17 protein-coding genes and 3 tRNA genes are annotated in these 18,621 nt (G+C 59.2%); 14 read left to right on the top strand and 6 right to left on the bottom strand.

Features of this window, described 5'->3' with window-relative positions; translation table 11 throughout:
* Positions 1-20 precede the first annotated feature (20 nt).
* From rsmG to rpmH, 6 genes are all read right to left on the bottom strand, one after another.
* Positions 21-758: a 16S rRNA (guanine(527)-N(7))-methyltransferase RsmG gene (gene rsmG / locus DXA43_RS06265; protein ID WP_233540033.1), complete on the bottom strand. Its 738-nt coding sequence runs from the start codon at positions 756-758 to the stop codon at positions 21-23.
* A 96-nt stretch (positions 759-854) separates the two neighbouring features.
* The gene (locus tag DXA43_RS06270) at positions 855-1,424 is read right to left on the bottom strand and encodes a R3H domain-containing nucleic acid-binding protein (protein WP_022093802.1); all 570 of its coding nucleotides are present in this window, start codon (positions 1,422-1,424) and stop codon (positions 855-857) included.
* Positions 1,425-1,468: 44 nt separating this feature from the next.
* On the bottom strand, positions 1,469-2,239 hold the full coding sequence (locus DXA43_RS06275; RefSeq protein ID WP_055251326.1) for a YidC/Oxa1 family membrane protein insertase: 771 nt from the start codon (positions 2,237-2,239) through the stop codon (positions 1,469-1,471).
* A gap of 29 nt (positions 2,240-2,268) precedes the next feature.
* Positions 2,269-2,493, bottom strand: a complete 225-nt coding sequence (gene yidD, locus DXA43_RS06280) for a membrane protein insertion efficiency factor YidD (RefSeq protein ID WP_022093804.1) — start codon at positions 2,491-2,493, stop codon at positions 2,269-2,271.
* A complete protein-coding gene (gene rnpA, locus DXA43_RS06285; protein ID WP_082435526.1) occupies positions 2,490-2,828 on the bottom strand; it encodes a ribonuclease P protein component in 339 nt (112 codons plus the stop codon). Before rnpA ends, yidD begins: the two co-directional genes overlap by 4 nt.
* Positions 2,829-2,848: 20 nt before the next feature.
* A complete protein-coding gene (gene rpmH, locus DXA43_RS06290; protein WP_019127408.1) occupies positions 2,849-2,983 on the bottom strand; it encodes a 50S ribosomal protein L34 in 135 nt (44 codons plus the stop codon).
* A 345-nt stretch (positions 2,984-3,328) separates the two neighbouring features.
* Between rpmH and DXA43_RS06295 the strand changes: the two genes are divergently transcribed.
* The 14 genes from DXA43_RS06295 (at position 3,329) to typA (ending at position 18,570) form a co-directional block, all read left to right on the top strand.
* Positions 3,329-4,681 carry an ATP-binding protein gene (locus DXA43_RS06295; protein WP_117806588.1) on the top strand — a complete coding sequence of 451 codons (1,353 nt, stop codon included), beginning with the start codon at positions 3,329-3,331 and terminating at the stop codon, positions 4,679-4,681.
* Between the two features lie 15 nt (positions 4,682-4,696).
* Positions 4,697-6,421, top strand: a complete 1,725-nt coding sequence (locus tag DXA43_RS06300; protein WP_117806589.1) for a DnaA ATPase domain-containing protein — start codon at positions 4,697-4,699, stop codon at positions 6,419-6,421.
* A 238-nt stretch (positions 6,422-6,659) separates the two neighbouring features.
* Positions 6,660-7,763, top strand: a complete 1,104-nt coding sequence (gene dnaN, locus DXA43_RS06305) for a DNA polymerase III subunit beta (protein WP_099432409.1) — start codon at positions 6,660-6,662, stop codon at positions 7,761-7,763.
* Between the two features lie 9 nt (positions 7,764-7,772).
* Complete coding sequence (locus tag DXA43_RS06310) at positions 7,773-8,879, top strand: DNA replication/repair protein RecF (protein ID WP_117806590.1); 1,107 nt, start codon at positions 7,773-7,775, stop codon at positions 8,877-8,879.
* Complete coding sequence (locus DXA43_RS06315; RefSeq protein ID WP_117806591.1) at positions 8,866-9,429, top strand: DciA family protein; 564 nt, start codon at positions 8,866-8,868, stop codon at positions 9,427-9,429. The genes DXA43_RS06310 and DXA43_RS06315 overlap by 14 nt, the downstream gene beginning before the upstream one ends.
* A gap of 105 nt (positions 9,430-9,534) precedes the next feature.
* A complete protein-coding gene (gene gyrB, locus DXA43_RS06320; protein WP_117769723.1) occupies positions 9,535-11,565 on the top strand; it encodes a DNA topoisomerase (ATP-hydrolyzing) subunit B in 2,031 nt (676 codons plus the stop codon).
* A 186-nt stretch (positions 11,566-11,751) separates the two neighbouring features.
* The gene (gyrA, locus tag DXA43_RS06325; protein WP_199580541.1) at positions 11,752-14,463 is read left to right on the top strand and encodes a DNA gyrase subunit A; all 2,712 of its coding nucleotides are present in this window, start codon (positions 11,752-11,754) and stop codon (positions 14,461-14,463) included.
* A gap of 297 nt (positions 14,464-14,760) precedes the next feature.
* A tRNA-Ile gene (locus DXA43_RS06330) sits at positions 14,761-14,837 on the top strand.
* 67 nt (positions 14,838-14,904) lie between these two features.
* A tRNA-Ala gene (locus tag DXA43_RS06335) sits at positions 14,905-14,980 on the top strand.
* Between the two features lie 4 nt (positions 14,981-14,984).
* Positions 14,985-15,061: transfer RNA gene (locus DXA43_RS06340), tRNA-Ile, on the top strand.
* 182 nt (positions 15,062-15,243) lie between these two features.
* On the top strand, positions 15,244-15,744 hold the full coding sequence (locus DXA43_RS06345) for a bifunctional nuclease family protein (protein WP_117806592.1): 501 nt from the start codon (positions 15,244-15,246) through the stop codon (positions 15,742-15,744).
* The gene (locus tag DXA43_RS06350; protein WP_117584034.1) at positions 15,745-16,134 is read left to right on the top strand and encodes a hypothetical protein; all 390 of its coding nucleotides are present in this window, start codon (positions 15,745-15,747) and stop codon (positions 16,132-16,134) included.
* Between the two features lie 30 nt (positions 16,135-16,164).
* Positions 16,165-16,614: a hypothetical protein gene (locus DXA43_RS06355; protein ID WP_089572580.1), complete on the top strand. Its 450-nt coding sequence runs from the start codon at positions 16,165-16,167 to the stop codon at positions 16,612-16,614.
* Positions 16,615-16,731: 117 nt separating this feature from the next.
* A complete protein-coding gene (typA, locus tag DXA43_RS06360) occupies positions 16,732-18,570 on the top strand; it encodes a translational GTPase TypA (protein WP_006235837.1) in 1,839 nt (612 codons plus the stop codon).
* The last annotated feature ends 51 nt before the right edge of the window (positions 18,571-18,621 follow it).

An 18,621-nucleotide genomic window follows, 5' to 3' on the forward strand; every position in this document is an offset into this window, starting at 1 on the left:
TTATGTTTCACGTGAAACATCTAGGCAAGCGGATTCTTCTTTGCCATGCCATTTGCACGAGGCAATGAAACGGATGCCGGATGACTCTTTTTAAGAACAATGAACTCCCTGTGGCCCAAGCCCTCAGGCAAATCGATTGCGTCATTCAGAAGCAAAGTGAAGCCGCAAATCTTAGCTGCTGACATGCCGGAAGCAAGCTCCTCATCCGAAGGATTACCCTTGGTGATAACAAATAGCCCTCCGTCTTTGAGGAACGGAGCAGCATACTCAACAAGAATCGGTAGAGGGGCAAGTGCGCGGGCGGTTACGACAGAAAACTGCTTCTTATGGCTTCGAGCATATTCTTCAAGGCGATCATGAACCGCATGAGCATGTTTCAATCCAAGAACATCAACAAAAGAATTGACAGCATCAACCTTCTTACCAACAGAGTCAATATAAGTAGCTTTACGATGCGTGGTTATGGTTAACGGAATACCAGGGAAGCCCGCACCTGTTCCCATATCGAGCAAAGCTCCCTCAGGAGCCTTATTGATATAGGGGAGCAAAACAAGTGAGTCTAGGATATGAAGTACCACAGCATCTTCTATGTTAAGAATACGGGTGAGATTGGTTGTCTTATTTGTTTCCAGAACCAAATCCAAATGTTGAATACATTTCCTCAGCTCAGTATCAGTTAAGCTCAAGGAATACTCTTTGCAATAGGAAGTTAGACGACTCAACATCTCGTCAGCCTGCTGATCAGTAAGTACTAACAACGAAAGCTCCTTTCTGACAAAAATCAGTGTATCGAGAACTTTTGACAAAAAAAGGGGACGTGGAAACCACGTCCCCTTAGCATAAGCTCGAGTAGATTATCGAGCAACAATCACCACATGGCGATCGGGGTCAGAACCCTCAGAATGAGTATCGACGGCGTCATTGCCACGAAGTGCAATGTGAACCAGTCGGCGCTCGTAGGCATTCATGGGCGGAAGCGAAACACTCTTATGAGTGCGGATGGCACGCTCGGCAGCAGACTGAGCCATGGAGGCAACCTTGTCCTGACGGCGGCTCTTGTATCCCTCGACGTCCACTACAACCGGATACCTAAAGCCGAGCTTGCGGCTCACCAGCAATGAGAACATAACCTGAAGGGCATCAAGGGTGCGACCATGACGGCCAATGAGAACAGCAAGGTCGGGAGCAGTTACATCCAAAATCAGCTCACCCTCGTCGCCCTCATACTCATCGATAGGAGAGTTGGCGGCATCGAAGTGCGAAAGGATGGAACGCAGGATGGAAATCGCGACATCGGCAATGGTGTCGAGCTCCTCGTCGGTCAGCTCTTCACCAGCCTTGTAGCGCTGTGCAATCTCGGGATAATCGCCCGCGACCTGCGGGGCAACCTCCTCAAGCATATCCTCGATGATCTCTTCAGACATAACGTACTCCAAAAGTTAGGTACCTAAATAAGATTGATATCCCACTACTTCTTCTTGTGCGGGCGCGGCTTCTTCTCGCGACGAGTGACCTCAACCTGCAGCGGCGCGTTCTTAAGGCGCTCCTCCTCATCGGCCTTCGCCTTGTCGATGACCTTCTGCGTCACAAAAATCTGCTGGATAACCTGCCAAGCAGACGAGACGTCGTAGTACAGCAGAACACCAACGGGAAGGCTCCAGCCCATCCAAAGCATCATGACCGTCATGACAACGGCCATCATACGCATGCTCTGAGCCTGCTGGCCGGTCTGGTTGCGCGACATATAGAGCTGCGGAATCAGGGTCAGGACAGCGAACAGAATCAGGCAGACCAGCGCAGGCAGCGCGACCATAAAGCCATCGGCAAAGGAGGCACTCGGCGTGGTGGTCAGGTCGGGCAGAATATTAAAGAACGAGAACGTGCCGTCGTTAAAGTAGTCCGGCAGGTTACGCAGCAGCGTAAATAGGGCGAACAGGACAGGCATCTGAATCAACAGCGGCAGACAACCAGCCATCGGGTTGAACTTGTTCTCGCTGTAGAACTTCTGCATTTCCTCGGCCTGACGCTGGGGATCGTCGGCATAGCGCTCCTGGATCTCGAGCATCTTGGGCTGCAGCACCTGCATGCGAGCCGTCGACTTGGTCGACTTGAGCATAAGCGGCGTCAGCAGCAGACGGATGATGACCACCAGGATGATGATGGACAGGCCCCAGTCGACCGCAAAGGTCTGGATGAGCTTGAGCAGCTCGAAAAGGATGTTAACGATCCAATCCCACATGTAAGTTTTCCTCCGATAGCGAGTGCCCGCTAGGGCACAGGGTCATAACCGCCGACGTGCAGGGGATTGCAGCGAGCGATGCGCCTCACGGCAAGCCAGCAGCCTCTCAAAACACCGTACTTCTCAATCGCCTGGACGGCGTATTGCGAGCACGTTGGGTAATAAATGCAGGCGTCAGGCAATAAGGGCGAAATAACCTGTTGATATATGCGAATAGGAGCGATGGCAACACGTCGCAAAACGTGATTGCTCATCGCTCCTCCCCGGCAACGCCGGCGCGTTTCATAAGCGAACGCAATGCATTGTCCATCTCCTGCGGCGAGGAAACCCTCGTCTTGGGAGTTGCGAACAAGATGATGTCATAACCCGCAACGGGAAATCCACAGCTGCGGGCGGCCTCGCGCATCACACGCTTAGAACGGTTGCGCACGACAGCACAACCGAGCCGTTTAGCACCAACGAAGGCGACCCTTCCGGAGTCGCCTTCGCCAACCGATTCACATATGGTCATTCGAATCAGAGGGTGATTGAAACGACGCCCCTGACTGAACACATGCTCGAAATCTTGCCGAGACTTAATAGTCTTCATGCGAGATGTGTGTATCGCTGCTAGACAGTGAGACGCTTGCGGCCCTTGGCGCGACGACGGGCGAGCACGGCACGACCACCCTTAGTGGCCATACGGGCACGGAAGCCATGGGTCTTGGCACGCTTACGCTTATTAGGCTGATACGTACGCTTCATCTTAAGTTCCTCCTGCTGCATTTCGAGTGTCCGCGGGGGCGCGGACGCAGATATAGACACGTGAGCTTGAAGATTGTAGGGAAATCAATGTTCAAATGTCAAGAAATCAAAGGTAAAAGGTTGCGCAGTTCACACGGTTCCCCCATAAGCCGAGCTCGATTTAGCGGTGCATAGCAACTTTTCACGATATTTCATCGAGTTTTCAACAGGTCATGTTGGCAATGTTGAGAACTTTTCGTCCGTTTTCCAAAGTTTTCAACAGGTTTTGAAAAGTTGTCGAAAGATGAGAAACATTGCACGGTGAGCTACTATTTGTTCGAAACCTTTTGAAAGATTGCGAGCGGCATGTCTGACGACTTTTACACCATGGTCGATTCCGGAGACCCGGCACCCGACAACGAGCACATCACCGGCGTGCGCGAAGAGCGTGAGGAAGGCGAGCAGACGACCACGCAGGCGCCAAAAGCCATGTACGCCGCGCGCATCGCCGTCTATGACGACATGCTGTCGACACCGCGTGTGATCGTCATTGATCCGCAAGATGTCCGCACGTATTTGGAAGAGACGACCAACACCGTCTACCAGTGCATGAAAGAACAAGGTGGCCATATCTCGCTCATGGTCATCCGCGAGATTGTCGAAAACTTTATCCACGCACACTTTGCCGAGCCCATCATCTCGATTCTGGACGGCGGAGACACCATCCGCTTTGCTGATCAAGGACCCGGCATCGACGATAAGGAGCGCGCTTTCGACTTTGGCGTTACCAGCGCAAACAGCAAGATGAAGCGCTATATCCGTGGAACCGGAGCAGGGTTTCCCATGGTGCAGGAGTATTTGGAAAACGCCGGCGGGGCCGTGTCCATCGAGGACAACATGGGCAACGGCACCGTGGTTACGGTAAGCCTGGACCCTAAACGCGTGCAGGAAATAGAGCGTGCCGTCGGACGCGGTGCTGCCGTGCGGCCCGAGACGGAGCAGCCCACATATCCCCTGCCGGGAGCTTTTGCGCAGCAGCCCATGGCAACGCAGCAGATGCAGCCCCCCGTGGGACAGATGCAGCAGCCCGGAATGCTTCCTACACAAGAGCCCCAGGCGGCATCGATGTCGATGCCGCCAAACGCGCCAGAGGCCATGCCGCTGGCGGATCAGGATGCAGCAGCAATGCAGCAGGCGACGGGGGCACCGGGTGCCCAGAAAATGGGATATCAGCCGTACCAACAGGGATATCCATATCAGCAGATGCCGCCACTGGGGTATGGTCAGCAGTTCCCACAGCAGTACCAGCAGGGATATCAGCAGCCGTACCAGCAGATGCCGCAGCAGCAGTACAACCCCTGGGCCCAGCAGATGCCTCCGCAGCCTTACCAACAGTGGCCTCAAAGTTTTCAACAGCAAATGCCGCCGATGCAGAGTTCTCAACAATCAGCAGCTCAAATGATGTATCCTAATGCAGCAAATCAGTATGCGCAGCCACAGCCGGACGTGTTCGTAAGCGATCGCGGCAACGCCGCGCTGGGCTATCTGGCGCAAAATCAAGCGTGCGGTGCAACCGATCTGGCGAGGGCGTTTGGAAACTCGGCCCCCACTTGGTCACGCACGCTCAATGACTTGGCGCAGGCCGGCTTGGTCATCAAGCATGGCCAGAAATACCATCTGACCGAACTCGGCGCCGCTCGCGTGCGAGCTCAGAGCTAAAGGACGGGAGAGACAGTGGACGAGGAAGCAAGCATCATCCTGGGGGATGCCATCGCCTTTTGCCAGCGCGACGGCCAAGATGCACGCCTCATCAACATGCTGGGGCAATCGCGCGCCATAAGCCTGACCGAAGATACGCTCACGATCGAGGCCCCCTCGCGCTTTGCCATCGCGCAGCTCAAAAAGCATCAGCCGACTATTGAGGCCTATCTGGAAGAAATCGCCTTTGCACCGATCGCGCTCGACATCGTGGCACCGCAAGGCGCAACGGCCGAATCCGCTGCCGCGACGGCGCCCGGCGCTGCTCCCGCTGCTTCTCCGGCGGCGCCGGCCTCCGCAGGCGACGTGCCGACAATCGAGCACCAGCACAGCGATGTTTCCCGTGAAACGATGGCACCGTTGCCGACCGCGGCGGCGACGTCAACGAACGCACCCGTCACGCACATGCCCATCGCTCACGACGCAACGACGGGCGCGGATTCGGGCATTGCAATCAAGAACACGCTCTCGGCCGATGATTTTCGTCGCATGATGAACCAGATGAAGGGCGGAGCGCCAACTAAATCCACGCAAGCTGCGACCCCCGCTTCACCCATGCCAGCACCGACCGCGCCGGCCGAACAGAATACGGATGGAGCCCCGCTCGCCGCGAACTCAAAATTTACCTTTGAGAACTTTGTCTACGGCCCCGAGAACAGCCATGCCTATCGCTCGGCACTCAAGTTTGCCGCCCTCGCGGACGAGCGGGGCACGTGCACATCACTGTTCATCTACGGCAAATCGGGCCTGGGCAAGACGCACCTGCTGCTTGCCATCAAAAACGAGCTCGCCGAAAAGTCGCCCGAGATCAAGGTCAAGTATGCCAACTCCCAGGCATATCTGGACGACCTGATGACCGAGTTCGACCGCCAAAAGAAGAGCAACGCCCCCATCATGCAGGCGTACCACGGCGTGGACGTGCTCATCATCGACGACATCCAAAACATCATCGGCAAGCGCGCGAGCGTGGACTACTTTTTCCAGCTCATGGACGAGTTCATCCGCAACAACAAGAAGGTCGTCATCGCGGCAGACCGCGCCCCCAAGGACCTGAGCATGGACGAGCGTCTGACGAGCCGCTTCAACGCCGGCATGCTCTGCCTGGTCGCAGAGCCCAGCTACGAAATGAAATACAAGATCTTGCAGCGCTATTACGAGAACACCATCGTCGCCGCTCCCGAGGCAGGCGACGACTCGCTGCTGGCGGCCTATGGGGGCGACGGCGGGCACCTAACCGACGAGCACTTTAAACACATGGCCGAGGTCTCGGGCACCAACATCCGCGAACTCGAGAGCTTTTGCGAGCGCTGCGCCGGCGAGGCGGGCGACCGCGAGCGCGAGGGCGGGGAGCTCACCTTTGACGATATCGACGCCATCGCCAGCCAGTACTTTGACACATCGGCCAAAAAGATCAACGTCCAGACGGTTCAGTCCGTCATCGAAGAGCAGTACGGCGTGACGCACGAGGAGCTCATCGGCCCGCGTCGCAACGCCAATATCGCCAAAGCACGCCATATCGCTATCTACCTGGCCATCGAGATGTGCGAGATGACGACCACGGCGGTGGGCGCCGAATTTGGCAACCGCAACCACTCGACCGTCAGCACGAGTTACAAAAAGGTCCAGAAGATGATCCAGGAAGACCGCACCGTCACCGAAGACCTCAAGTCGCTGCGCGATAAAATTACACTGCGCTCGTAGGGAAATAGAGACACCTGTTGAAAACTTGTCGAAACCACGGGCATAAGGTGTCTAAAACCCAACCCGCGGTGATGAAAAGTTTTGCGCAGGTTTTGAACGTGGAAAACCACCCCTGTTGCACACAGGTTGCTGTCGATTCTCTTTCTTGGTCTGACCTGCGTCTTTGGGAGCAATCAACAGTTTCGTCAGTGCTATTACTATTATTAAGATATTTATATCTATAGAAAGGTATTAAAAGATGAAGTTCACCGTCAGCCAGAGCTCGCTTACACAAGCCATCGGCGTCGTTATGAAGGGTGTCGCTTCGGCATCCACCCTTCCCATCCTGTCGGGCGTGCTCGTTAAGGCCCAAGACGGCATCTTGGAATTCCAGACCTCTAACTACACTATCTCGATCCGTCATCGCATCGCGGCGCATGTCGAAGAAGAGGGCGAGATGGTTATCCCCTGTAAGATGCTCTCCAATATCACCAAGACCCTCCCCGATGCCCCGGTCACCTTTGAGCTGTCCGAGCGCCAGGTGCTGATTGGTTGCGAGAAGAGCTCTTTTAGGCTGAACACGCTCGATGCCAATGACTTCCCCGAGTTTCCGGCCTATGCCATCGAGAGTGCCGTGGAGCTGCCGACCGATGTCTTGTCCGAAATGGTCGGCCGCGTGTGGCGCGTCACCTCGACCGACAAGGCTCGCCCCATCCTGGGCGGCGTGCACATGAAGGTCGAGAACAACACCGTACGCCTGGTGGCGACCGATTCCTTCCGCTTGGCTGTGTGCGATACGCAGGTCGAGACCTCGACCCTCGAGGGCTCCTTTGAGCTCAACGTTCCGGCTGACGCCTTTAACGACGCGCTGAACATCATGGCCAGCCAGGCGACCATCATGATCGGGGCTACCGACACCCAGGTCGTCTTCGAGGCCGGCAACACCACCTACGTGTCGCGTCGCATCGAGGGCGTGTACCCCAACTACAAGCAGCTCATCCCCGATTCGTGCGTGACGAGCGTCAAGATCGATGTCGCCGCCTTTAACGCCGCCCTCAAGCGCGTGGCCGTTATCGCGAGCGCCAACCCCGCCGTCAAGTTCGAGATCGATGTCGAGAACGGGCAGATGGGCCTGTCCTCCATTTCCAATGACCAGGACCTTGCGCAGGAGACGATCGATGTCGAGGCTGAGGGCGAGTCGGGTACCATCGCCTTCAACTACCACTACATCTTCGGCTGCCTCAATGCCCTGTCCAAGGAGAAGGAGATCACGCTGGAGCTCAAGAGCTACTCGCAGGCGGGCATCTTCAAGTCCTACGACAAGATCAACTACCTGTACCTGGTCATGCCGGTCCGCATCTAGCGCTGCGCCATGACCATGTTCGCCCGCGATCTTTCCGTCGCGCACTACCGCAGCTTCGATAGCTATCGCCTTGCCCTGGACGAGGGCGTGACGATACTTGCGGGACCCAACGCGGCGGGAAAGACCAATCTCATAGAGGCGCTGCAGCTGCTGACGAGCGGCGCCTCGTTTAGGCATCCGACCGCAGCCGAGCTCGTCCATGACGGCGTGGGCTCGTGCAAGATCGAGCTGAGGCTCGAGGGCGACGGCCGCGTGCTTGATATGGGATTGAGCGCGGAGGACGGTAAGCGCTCGTTTAGTCGCAACGGCAAGAGATGCTCTGCCGCCGGTGTGCGCGGGATTCTGCCGAGCGTGCTGTTTTGCCCCGACCATCTGGACATGGTTAAGCGAGGCGCCAGTGTGCGCCGCGCCGCCCTCGATGACTTTGGCATGCAGCTGAGCGCGCGTTATGCCGATCTTGCGAGCACCTATGGGCGCTGCGTGACCCAGCGTAACGCCCTGCTCAAGGAGACCTGGTGCTGTCGCGAGATGCTCGGCGCGTGGAACGATTCGATTGCTCGCGCGGGCTCGGCCCTGCTCGTGCACCGGTTGGCCCTACTCGACCGGCTGGCGGGCCATGTGCACACTGCCTACGGGCAAGTGGCGTCCGGCGAGGCTGCCAACGTGACCTATGCGTCCACGCTGGGGGATTTGCCCCAGGTCGAGGATCGCGAAGAGCTGAAGGGTTGGGCGTACGAGCGCATGCTGGCTGCCCTTGACGAGCATGCCGACGAGGAAATTCGCCGCGGCGTGACGTTGGTGGGACCGCATCGCGACGAGATCGAGTTCACCGTGGCTGGTCGCTCCGCCCGTTCATTTGCCAGCCAAGGACAGCAGCGCACGCTGGTGCTGTCCTGGAAGGTGGCCGAGGTGGCCGTGGCTCGCGATGTCCTGGGCACCGCCCCGCTGCTGCTTTTGGACGACGTGATGAGCGAGCTCGACGGCGAGCGTCGCGGCGCTTTCCTGCGGCTGATCGGCGATGATATCCAGACGGTCATAACTACGACCAACCTGGGGTACTTTACCGATGACCTGCTTGATCGAGCCAAGGTGGTGAGCATGGGTGAGACGTGCTAATTACGAGCGCGAGAGCGAGACAGTCGCCTTCAGTGGATTTTTGAACGCAGAGCGCCAGCGCATCCTGGCGGCTGCAACGCCTAAGCGCCGTGCGCAGATGGAGGCCGCCGAGGAGTCGCGCGCGGTCTATCGCGCATGGAACGCGGTGTGCTCGGGCACGCGCGAGGGACGGCATGTGACGGGGCTGCGCTACCTGCCCGAGTCCAATGAGCTGCTGGTGTATCTCGACTCGCCCTCGTGGACGCAGGAAATGACGTTGTTGCGCGAGATCATCCGTGCGCGCATGGAGCGCGCCGGTGCGCATGTGGACGGCCTGGTGTTCAAAACCACCGCGCCCGGTCACACGCCGCCCGCCGCCAAGGAGCGCCTGCGCCCGGCGACGACCGAGCGCCCGCCGGCCCCGCACGCCGACCTAAGTGAGGCCGAGTGCACCGAGATCGAGCGCCAGGTGGCGCCCATCGAAGACCAAAAACTGCGCGAGGCCCTCGAGAATGCCATGAGAGCCAGTGCCGAGTGGGCCAAGGGCGTGCAAAGCAAAAAAGAGCCTTAAATCGCATCTGGTGGCCTTGTAGAGCCAAATACCCTCGGTCCCGAGGGTATTTTTTTACGATAAACTAGTAAGGCTGTACACATTTTCTTGACTGAAGGAGGACGTGTGGCAAACGAAAACGATTACGATGGCGGCGAGATTAAGATTCTCGAAGGTCTCGAGGCCGTTCGTAAGCGCCCGGGCATGTATATCGGCTCGACGAGCGCCAGCGGTCTGCATCACCTGGTGTGGGAGATCGTTGACAACTCCGTCGACGAGGCCATGGCCGGTTTCTGCACCGAGATCCAGGTGACGGTCCACGCCGACAACTCCATCACGGTCGTCGACAACGGGCGCGGCATCCCCGTCGACGAGCACCCTGTTAAAAAGATCCCGACGCTCGAGGTCGTTATGACGATCTTGCACGCCGGCGGTAAGTTCGATAACTCGGCCTATAAGGTCTCGGGCGGCCTGCACGGCGTAGGCATCTCCGTCGTCAACGCACTGTCCAAGCGCGTGGTCGTTCAGGTTCGTCGCGATGGCAACACCTACGAGATGGAGTTCTCGCGCGGCAAGACCGTCAAGAAGATGGAGGTCGTGGGCACCTCGGATTCGACGGGCACCACCGTCACCTTCTGGCCCGACGACGAGATCTTCGAGACCTGCATCTACGATTTCGATACGCTGCACAACCGTCTGCAGGAGACAGCGTTCCTCAATAAGAACCTCAAGATCGTGCTGACCGACGAGCGCGAGGCGACTCCCCACGTGGAGGAGTTTTGCTACGAGGGCGGCATCATCGACTTCGTCAAGTTCCTCAACGAGGGCAAGGATGTCCCCGAGGCCTTTAAGGAGCCCATCTACATCGAGGGCAAATCGGACCCGGACGCTCCCGTGGCCAAGATGGGCGAGGTCGAGGTTTCCCTGCAGTGGAATAGCGGCTACGGCGAGAACGTCATGTCGTTTGCCAACGACATCTACACTCCCGAGGGCGGCATGCACCTTGAGGGCTTCCGCACCGCGCTCACCCGCGTGATCAACGACTACGCGCGCAAACAGAACCTGCTCAAGGAAAAAGACGCCAACCTGACCGGCGACGATGTGCGCGAGGGCCTTTCGGCCGTTATCTCGGTCAAGCTGCCCGATCCGCAGTTTGAGGGGCAGACCAAGGCCAAGCTCGGTAGCTCCTATATGCGCGCGCTCACGCTCAAGATCGTGACCGACGGCCTCGCCGATTACTTGGAGGAGCATCCCAAGCCCGCCCGCGAGATCGTCAAGAAGGCGCAACAGGCCTGCAAGGCGCGCAACGCCGCCCGCAAGGCGCGCGAGGCGACCCGCCGCAAGAGCCTGCTCGAGACGGCGTCCCTGCCCGGTAAGCTCGCTGACTGCTCAGTGCGCGATGCCGAGCTGACCGAGCTCTTCATCGTAGAGGGCGACTCGGCAGGCGGTTCGGCCAAGGACGGCCGTCGCCGAGACATCCAGGCGATTCTGCCCCTGCGTGGCAAGATTCTGAACGTCGAACGCGTTGGTGACCATCGCGCGTTCTCGAGTGACACCATCCAGTCGCTGATTACCGCGATCGGCTGCGGCGTCACGACGAGTGCCGGCGACGGCGGCGACTTCGATATCACCAAGGCGCGCTACCACAAGATCATCATCATGACCGATGCAGACGTCGACGGTGCGCATATCCGCATCCTGCTGCTGACGTTCTTCTACAAGTACATGCGTCCGCTGATCGATGCCGGCTACGTCTATGTTGCCTGCCCGCCCATCTTTGGCATTAAGGTGCGCAACAAGATCCACTACGTGTATCCCAACGGCCGCCAGCCCGAAGACGAGATCCTGCGCGACACCATCCAGAGTCTGGGCCTGAACCCCGACGACAACGACGAGGACGGCAAGGCCAAGGACGGCAAGATCACCAAGAAGCGCAAGGGCTATACCGTCCAGCGCTACAAGGGCCTGGGCGAGATGGACCCCAAGCAGCTTGCCTCGACGACGATGGATCCCAAGACCCGCATCCTGCAGCGCGTGTCGATCGAGGATGCCGTGGTGGCGGACCGCGCCGTGCGCGAGCTGATGGGTTCCGAGGTCGGCTATCGCCGCGAGTACATTGAAAAACACGCGCACGACGCGCGCTTCTTAGACGCCTAACCTGTTCGGCTTTCCCAGCCACCGCACCTTCGTCCTCAATCGTCGGTCGCGTACCCAAGTACGCTTCCCTCCTCTTTCGAGCGAATCTGCGGCACCTGGAAAAGCCGTCTCCGTGGCAGGATGATTAATGGACCACGCAAACCATGAGGAGGTAACGTGGCAGACGATATCAACAATAACGAGGGTATGGGCGAGGCCGGCGATGCCGGCATGCCCGACGATCTGAAGCGCCTGCTTGCCCGTGCTGAGCAGGGCGAGGACGGCGATCCTGACGCCTATAACCCCGATGCCGATGATGACGAGGAAGAGGACGACGACGGTGAGCTCGAGGAGAGCTTTGGCGAAGTCGATCGTGGCGCCTCGGCCGGCGAGGATATAAACGGCGGCCAGCTCCAGATTTCGGAGTTTGGCCGCGAGATGAAGCAGTCATTCATCGAGTATTCGATGTCGGTCATCACGGCGCGCGCCCTGCCGGACGTGCGCGACGGCTTAAAGCCGGTGCACCGCCGCATCCTGTACGCGATGAACGAGAGCGGCATCTACCCCAACCGCCCGCACAAGAAGTCCGCTTGGACGGTCGGCGAAGTTATCGGTAAGTACCATCCGCACGGTGACTTCGCGGTCTACGAGGCCATGGTTCGCCTGGCGCAGTGGTTCTCCATGCGCACGCCGCTCATCGACGGTCACGGCAACTTCGGTAACATCGACGGCGACGGCGCGGCGGCCATGCGTTACACCGAGAGCCGCCTGGCCAAGCCCGCCATGGAACTGCTGCGTGACTTGCAGAAGGATACCGTCGACTGGCAGCCCAACTACGACGAATCGCTCGCCGAGCCCGTGGCGCTGCCTGCGCGCTTCCCCAACCTGCTGGTCAACGGCAGCCAGGGCATCGCCGTCGGCATGGCCACCAACATCGCCCCGCATAACCTCACCGAGGCGATCGAGGCCACCTGCTACCTGATCGACAACCCCGACGCCACCGTCGACGAGCTCATGCAGATCATGCCCGGTCCGGACTTCCCCACCGGCGCCATCATCATGGGCAGCGCCGGCATTAAGCAGAGCTACGAGACCGGCCGCGGCTCCATTACCGTGCGTGCCAAGGCACACGTGGAGTCCACCAAGACCGGCCGCAGCCGCCTGGTCTTTACCGAGATTCCCTACATGGTCAACAAAGGCACCCTGCAGGAGAAGATCGCCCAGCTCGTCAACGACAAGCGCATCGAGGGCATCTCGGACATGCGCGATGAGTCCAACCAGAAGGGCATCCGTCTGGTCATCGAGCTCAAGAAGGGCGTCATTCCGCAGGTCGTGCTCAACAACCTGTATAAGTACACCTCGCTGCAGACGACCTTCGGCGCCAACAACCTGGCGCTCGTCAACGGCGTTCCCAAATGCCTGAGCCTGCGCGAGATGCTGCAGCACTACATCGACCACCAGGTCGACGTCGTCACCCGCCGCACCCGCTTCGACCTTAAGAAGGCCCAGGCCCGCGCGCATATCCTTGAGGGCTACTTGATGGCTCTCGACCATATCGACGAGGTCATTAGCATCATCCGCTCCTCGCAGACCGACTCCGAGGCCAGCAGCCGCTTGATCGAGCGCTTTGGCTTTACGCCCGAGCAGACCACGGCCATCCTCGAGATGAAGCTGCGCCGCCTGACCGGCCTGGAGCGCGACAAGATCCAGGAAGAGTTGGACGGCCTGCGCCGCGCCATCGCCTACTACGAGGACCTGCTGGCGCATGAGGAGAAGATCCTGGGCGTCATCAAGGAAGAGATGCGCGAGATCTCCAAGAAGTTCGGCGACAAGCGCCGCACCGAGATCAGCCAGGTTGAGAAGGACCTGGATGTCGAGGACCTCATCGCCGACGAGGATATGGTCGTGACCATCACCCACACCGGCTATGTCAAGCGCATTCCGGTGGCCGCCTACCGTGCCCAGAAGCGCGGTGGCAAGGGCGTGTCGGGCGTCAACCTCAAAGAGGACGATGTCATCGATGAGATGTTCATCGCGTCCACGCACGAGTACGTGCTGTTCTTCTCGAGCAAGGGCAAGGTCTATCGTCTGAAGGTGCACGAGCTGCCGGTGGGTACGCGCCAGGCGCGCGGTACCGCGATCGTCAACCTGCTGCCTTTCGAGGAGGGCGAGAAGATCGCGAGCGTCATCAGCTGCCGCGAGTTCCCGGCCGACGAGTACCTGATGTTTGCCACCAAGAGTGGCATGGTCAAGAAGACCGTGATGAGCGCATATGACCGCAGCCGCCGTGATGGCCTGATCGCTATCAACCTGCGTGACGACGACGCGCTGCTGAACGTGCGCCGCGTGTGCGAGGGCGACAAGATTATCCTGGCCACCACCGCGGGCAAGGCGATCATGTTCTCCGAGGAGCAGGTGCGCGCCACCGGCCGCGATACCAGCGGCGTTCGCGGTATCGGTATGAAGGACGGCGTGAGCGTTCTGGGCATGGAAGTCACTAACGGCAACGGCGATCTGTTCGTCATCACCGAGCGCGGCTACGGCAAGCGCACGCCGGTTGCGGACTACCCGGAGCAGAATCGCGGCGGCCAGGGTGTCTACACCATCCAAATGACCGAGCGTAAGGGTAACCTCGCGGCCATGAAGACGGTGGGCCCGCAGCACGAGCTGTTCATCGTGACAGAGGGCGCGACGGTCATTCGTGTCAAGACCGACGAGATCAGCCAGACCGGCCGCGCCACCCAGGGCGTCAAGATGATGACCGTCGACGATAACGACCGCGTATGCGCCGTAGCCCGCATGACAGCAGCCAAAGAGAAGCCCGAAGGCGAAGCCACGGAAGACGGCTCTGCCCCCGAAGAAGCCCCTGTCGATCTAGGCGACGGCAACGACATGCCAGAGGATCTCCTAGACGAGTAAGAGGCCCTAGCTGGTAAAAATCATCAGACCCCTTATATCGGCGGTCGGCGCACTGCGCGCCGACCGCTTTTTTGAAAACCTTGGGATCCCATGGTCGCTGGGCCGGCGAGATGGTTTTGGTTTGTCGCGAGTTCCGCACGCAAAGAAGGCCACTTAATGTGGCCTTCGTCTTGCGCAGGACTGTCCGAGCAGCAAACCAAAACCATCTCGCCGGCCCAGCGACCATCCCTCCCAAAGATTTTCAAAAAAGTTGTTGACGCGCGCGTAACGACTCGTCTAATATATCCCTTGCGCGATGGACCTGTAGCTCAGTTGGTTAGAGCGTCCGGCTGATAACCGGGAGGTCACAAGTTCGAATCTTGTCAGGTCCACCACTTTCTTTCGCAATAAACACCCCAGCGAGAGCCGAGTCGCCGCTGGGGTGTTTATTACTGTCTCCGTGGGGGTTTAGCTCAGCTGGGAGAGCGCGGGCTTTGCAAGCCTGAGGTCAGGGGTTCGATCCCCCTAACCTCCACCATGATGGACCTGTAGCTCAGTTGGTTAGAGCGTCCGGCTGATAACCGGGAGGTCACAAGTTCGAATCTTGTCAGGTCCACCATCAAAACTGTGAAGAGCCTCGAGGGTTTCCTCGGGGCTTTTTTCTTACCTGCTGGAGTAGTCAAAAGAGCCCCGTCCCAAAAAGACTACTTTGATTTTGTGTGCTGTGCGAAAGTTTGGGTAGTATAGCTATTCAATGCGGCGGGCTGCCGCGTGTTAACCGCTACGTACCGGAGGTGTTCCATGGTTCGTGTCGACATAGAGACCATCGTCATGGCCGCCGGTCCCGTGCCATCGCTTATCGTGCTTCGCGAGCGCTGCAGCAAATCGGACTCGCCCGCGCCGCTGCGTTCCCTTTCCATTCAGACTGGTTCGTTTGAAGCTGCTGCCATCAGCCGCGGCATCGATAGCGGTCGCGCCGAGCGCCCGATTACCCATGACCTGTTGCTCGATACCGTTGACGCCTTGGGCGCCAAACTCGAGCGCATCGAGATAGTTCGCGCCGAGCCGCCGGTGTTTTACGCGACGATTGTCGTACTGGCCGATGGTGACGAGCGCAAGATCGATGCCCGCCCCAGCGATGCCATCGCCCTTGCCGTGCGCAGCAATGCTCCCATGTTTGTGGAGGACGACATCATGAATCGCCTGGGCACCGTTTCTGCCCATGCCGAGGAAGTCGACGACGAGCAGGAGTTCGAGAAGTTCGACGAGTTCGTCCATACGCTCTCCCCCGATGACTTCTAAATGCGGGGCGTCCAGGTTGCGGAGCGTTCGCTGATGGCCGGCGGCATGTCGGCTGAGGCGGCCGCCATCGCGCGTGAAGCCCAGATGCGCTCGGAAGCATCCGAGGCGGCCCGCCTCGCCTATGTGACACAGGCCCGTACGCTTCGCGAGCGCCGCGGCTCGTTTATCAAGATGGTTGTCATCTCCGCCCTTGTCGCGGCAATCTGCTCGCGCCTTCGTGGTACAGTTGGTGCGCTTGGGTTTTCGATCTCTACGGGCCTGGTGATCTGGGGCGTGGTCGACGCGGTAATGCTGACCAGTCAGATCAAGGTGCTCGACAAGCGTGCGGTGGATATGATGCACGCCCGCGACGCTGCCGCCAAGATCGCTGCTGAGGCACAAGAACTGTAACGACGCCGGATTCGATGGGAAGGTCTAAAGATGGCACAGGATATGCAGGACGCCGGTAACGTCTCCGCCGAGCTCGACGCCATGGTGTGCGATCTGATTGGCGCCTTCTTGGACGACCTGGCCGCGGGCGAGAACCCGGGCGTGGTTGTGGCAATTGAGGACGCCGCTTCCAACCGTTATCTGGCCGCACTCGACGAAGATGGCGAGGAGGCATGCCTGGAGGCTGCCACCAACTTTATCTCCGAGCACAAGATGGGTCTTAAGGACGAGGGCCTGGGCCGTATCGCCCGCTATGCCATCGGCTACACCGGCTGCGTCGAGATTGACGGCGGCTATCACGATGCTCTGCTCGTGAGCTTCTTCGAAACCACGCTCGAGAGCGGTTTTTCGGCATACGTGCTGTATGAGGGCATGGGTGCCGGCGATGGTTTTATGTGGAGCGACCCTGAACCTGCAGGTGAGGAAACCCCTCTTATCTAAAATCGCTAAAATAAACGAGTTTTCGGTAAAAGGCTCAATATTCCCGCTGAGCGTTGTATCGCTGGGCGGGTCGCATACGCGTGCCGTTTGTATATGGATAGAAGATAGGGGAACTACATGCGCGTAGACAATCTGAGGAACATCGCCATCATCGCCCACGTCGACCACGGCAAGACGACGATGGTCGACAAGCTCCTGCGTGCCACGGACGCCTTCCGTGCCAACCAGCAGGTCGAGGACCGCGTCCTGGACTCTAACGACCAGGAGCGCGAGCGCGGCATTACGATTCTCGCCAAGAACATCTCTATCGAGTACAAGGACGTTAAGATCAACGTCATCGACACCCCGGGCCACGCCGACTTCGGCGGCGAGGTCGAGCGCGTGCTGCGTATGGCCGACGGCGCCCTGTTGCTGGTCGACGCTTTTGAGGGTCCCATGCCCCAGACCCGCTTCGTGCTGCGTCACGCTATCGATACCGGCCTTAAGATCATGATCGTCATCAACAAGATCGATCGTCCGGGCGCCAACCCCGAGAAGGCCTACAACGACTGCCTGGACCTCATGGCCGACTTGGGTGCCACCGACGACCAGCTCGAGTTCGCCATGGAGCACGTGGTCTACGCCAGCGCCATGAATGGCTTTGCCCGCCTTGACCCCAACGACGGCAACATGGACATGTACCCGCTGCTCGACATGATCATCGACGACATGCCCGCACCCGAGGTTGACGAGAACGCCCCGCTCGCCATGCAGTGCGTGACCATCGACCACTCCAACTTCGTCGGCCGTATCGGCATCGGCCGCGTGTACTCCGGCACCATCCACCAGGGCGACCAGATCCTGGTTGTCAAGAACGACGGCTCCAGCGCCACCGCTACCGTCAAACAGCTCTTTACCTTCGACTACCTGGGCCGCACCGAGTGCCAGGAAGTCGGCGCCGGCGACATCGCTGCCGTCGTGGGCATCGACCGCACCGATATCGGCGATGTCTACACCGATCCCGAGAACCCCGTCGAGCTCGAGCCCATCGAGATCGACCCGCCGACCCTGTCCATCGTCTTTGAGGCTTCGACCTCCCCGCTCGTCGGTCGCGACGGCGACATCGTGGGCGCCCGTCAGCTCAAGGAGCGCCTGTTCAACGAGGCCGAGAACAACGTAACCATGAAGATCGAGGAGCTCGAGGACAAGAGCGGCGTCGAGGTCTCGGGTCGCGGCATCCTGCACCTGTCCGTTCTGATGGAGTCCATGCGTCGCGAGGGCTTTGAGTTCCAGGTTGGCCGTCCTCGCGTTCTGTTTAAGAAGGACGAGAACGGCAACAAGATGGAGCCCGTCGAGCAGGCCGTCGTCGAGTGCCCGGACGAGTACTCGGGCAAGGTCGTTGAGGTCTTCGGTACCTCCGGCGGCATCATGACGAGCATGGATACCTCGGGCATCGTGACGCACCTTGAGTTTAAGATCCCGACCCGCGGCATCATGGGTCTTAAGAACCGCATCATGAACGTCACCCACGGCGAGGGCGTGTTCTACCACACCTTCCTGGAGTATGGTCCCTACGCCGGCGAGATCGGCAACCGTCAGAACGGCGCCATGATCTCCATGACCACCGAGAAGGCCGTTGCCTACGCCCTGGGCACGCTGCAGGAGCGCGGCCAGCTGTTTGTTGAGCCGGGCACCGAGTGCTACGAGGGCATGATCGTGGGCGAGCGCAGCAAGGCCGGCGACATGGTCGTCAACATCGCCCGTACCAAGAACCTGGGCAACCAGCGTTCCTCGACCTCCGATATCTCCGTTCAGCTGGTGCCGCCCCGCACCTTCTCGCTGGAGGAGGCGCTGGAGTACATCGCCGACGACGAGCTGGTCGAGATCACTCCTAAGAACATTCGCCTGCGCAAGCGTCTGCTCAACGCCACCGACCGCAAGAAGGCTGCCGTCCGCGCCGGCCAGGTCAACAAATAAGCGCTGGGGCTTATAACCGCCAATAAGAAAGGGCGTCGACCGCGATGGTCG

The organism is Collinsella sp. OF02-10, assembly GCF_003463445.1.
In the GTDB taxonomy this organism is placed as follows: Bacteria; Actinomycetota; Coriobacteriia; order Coriobacteriales; family Coriobacteriaceae; genus Collinsella.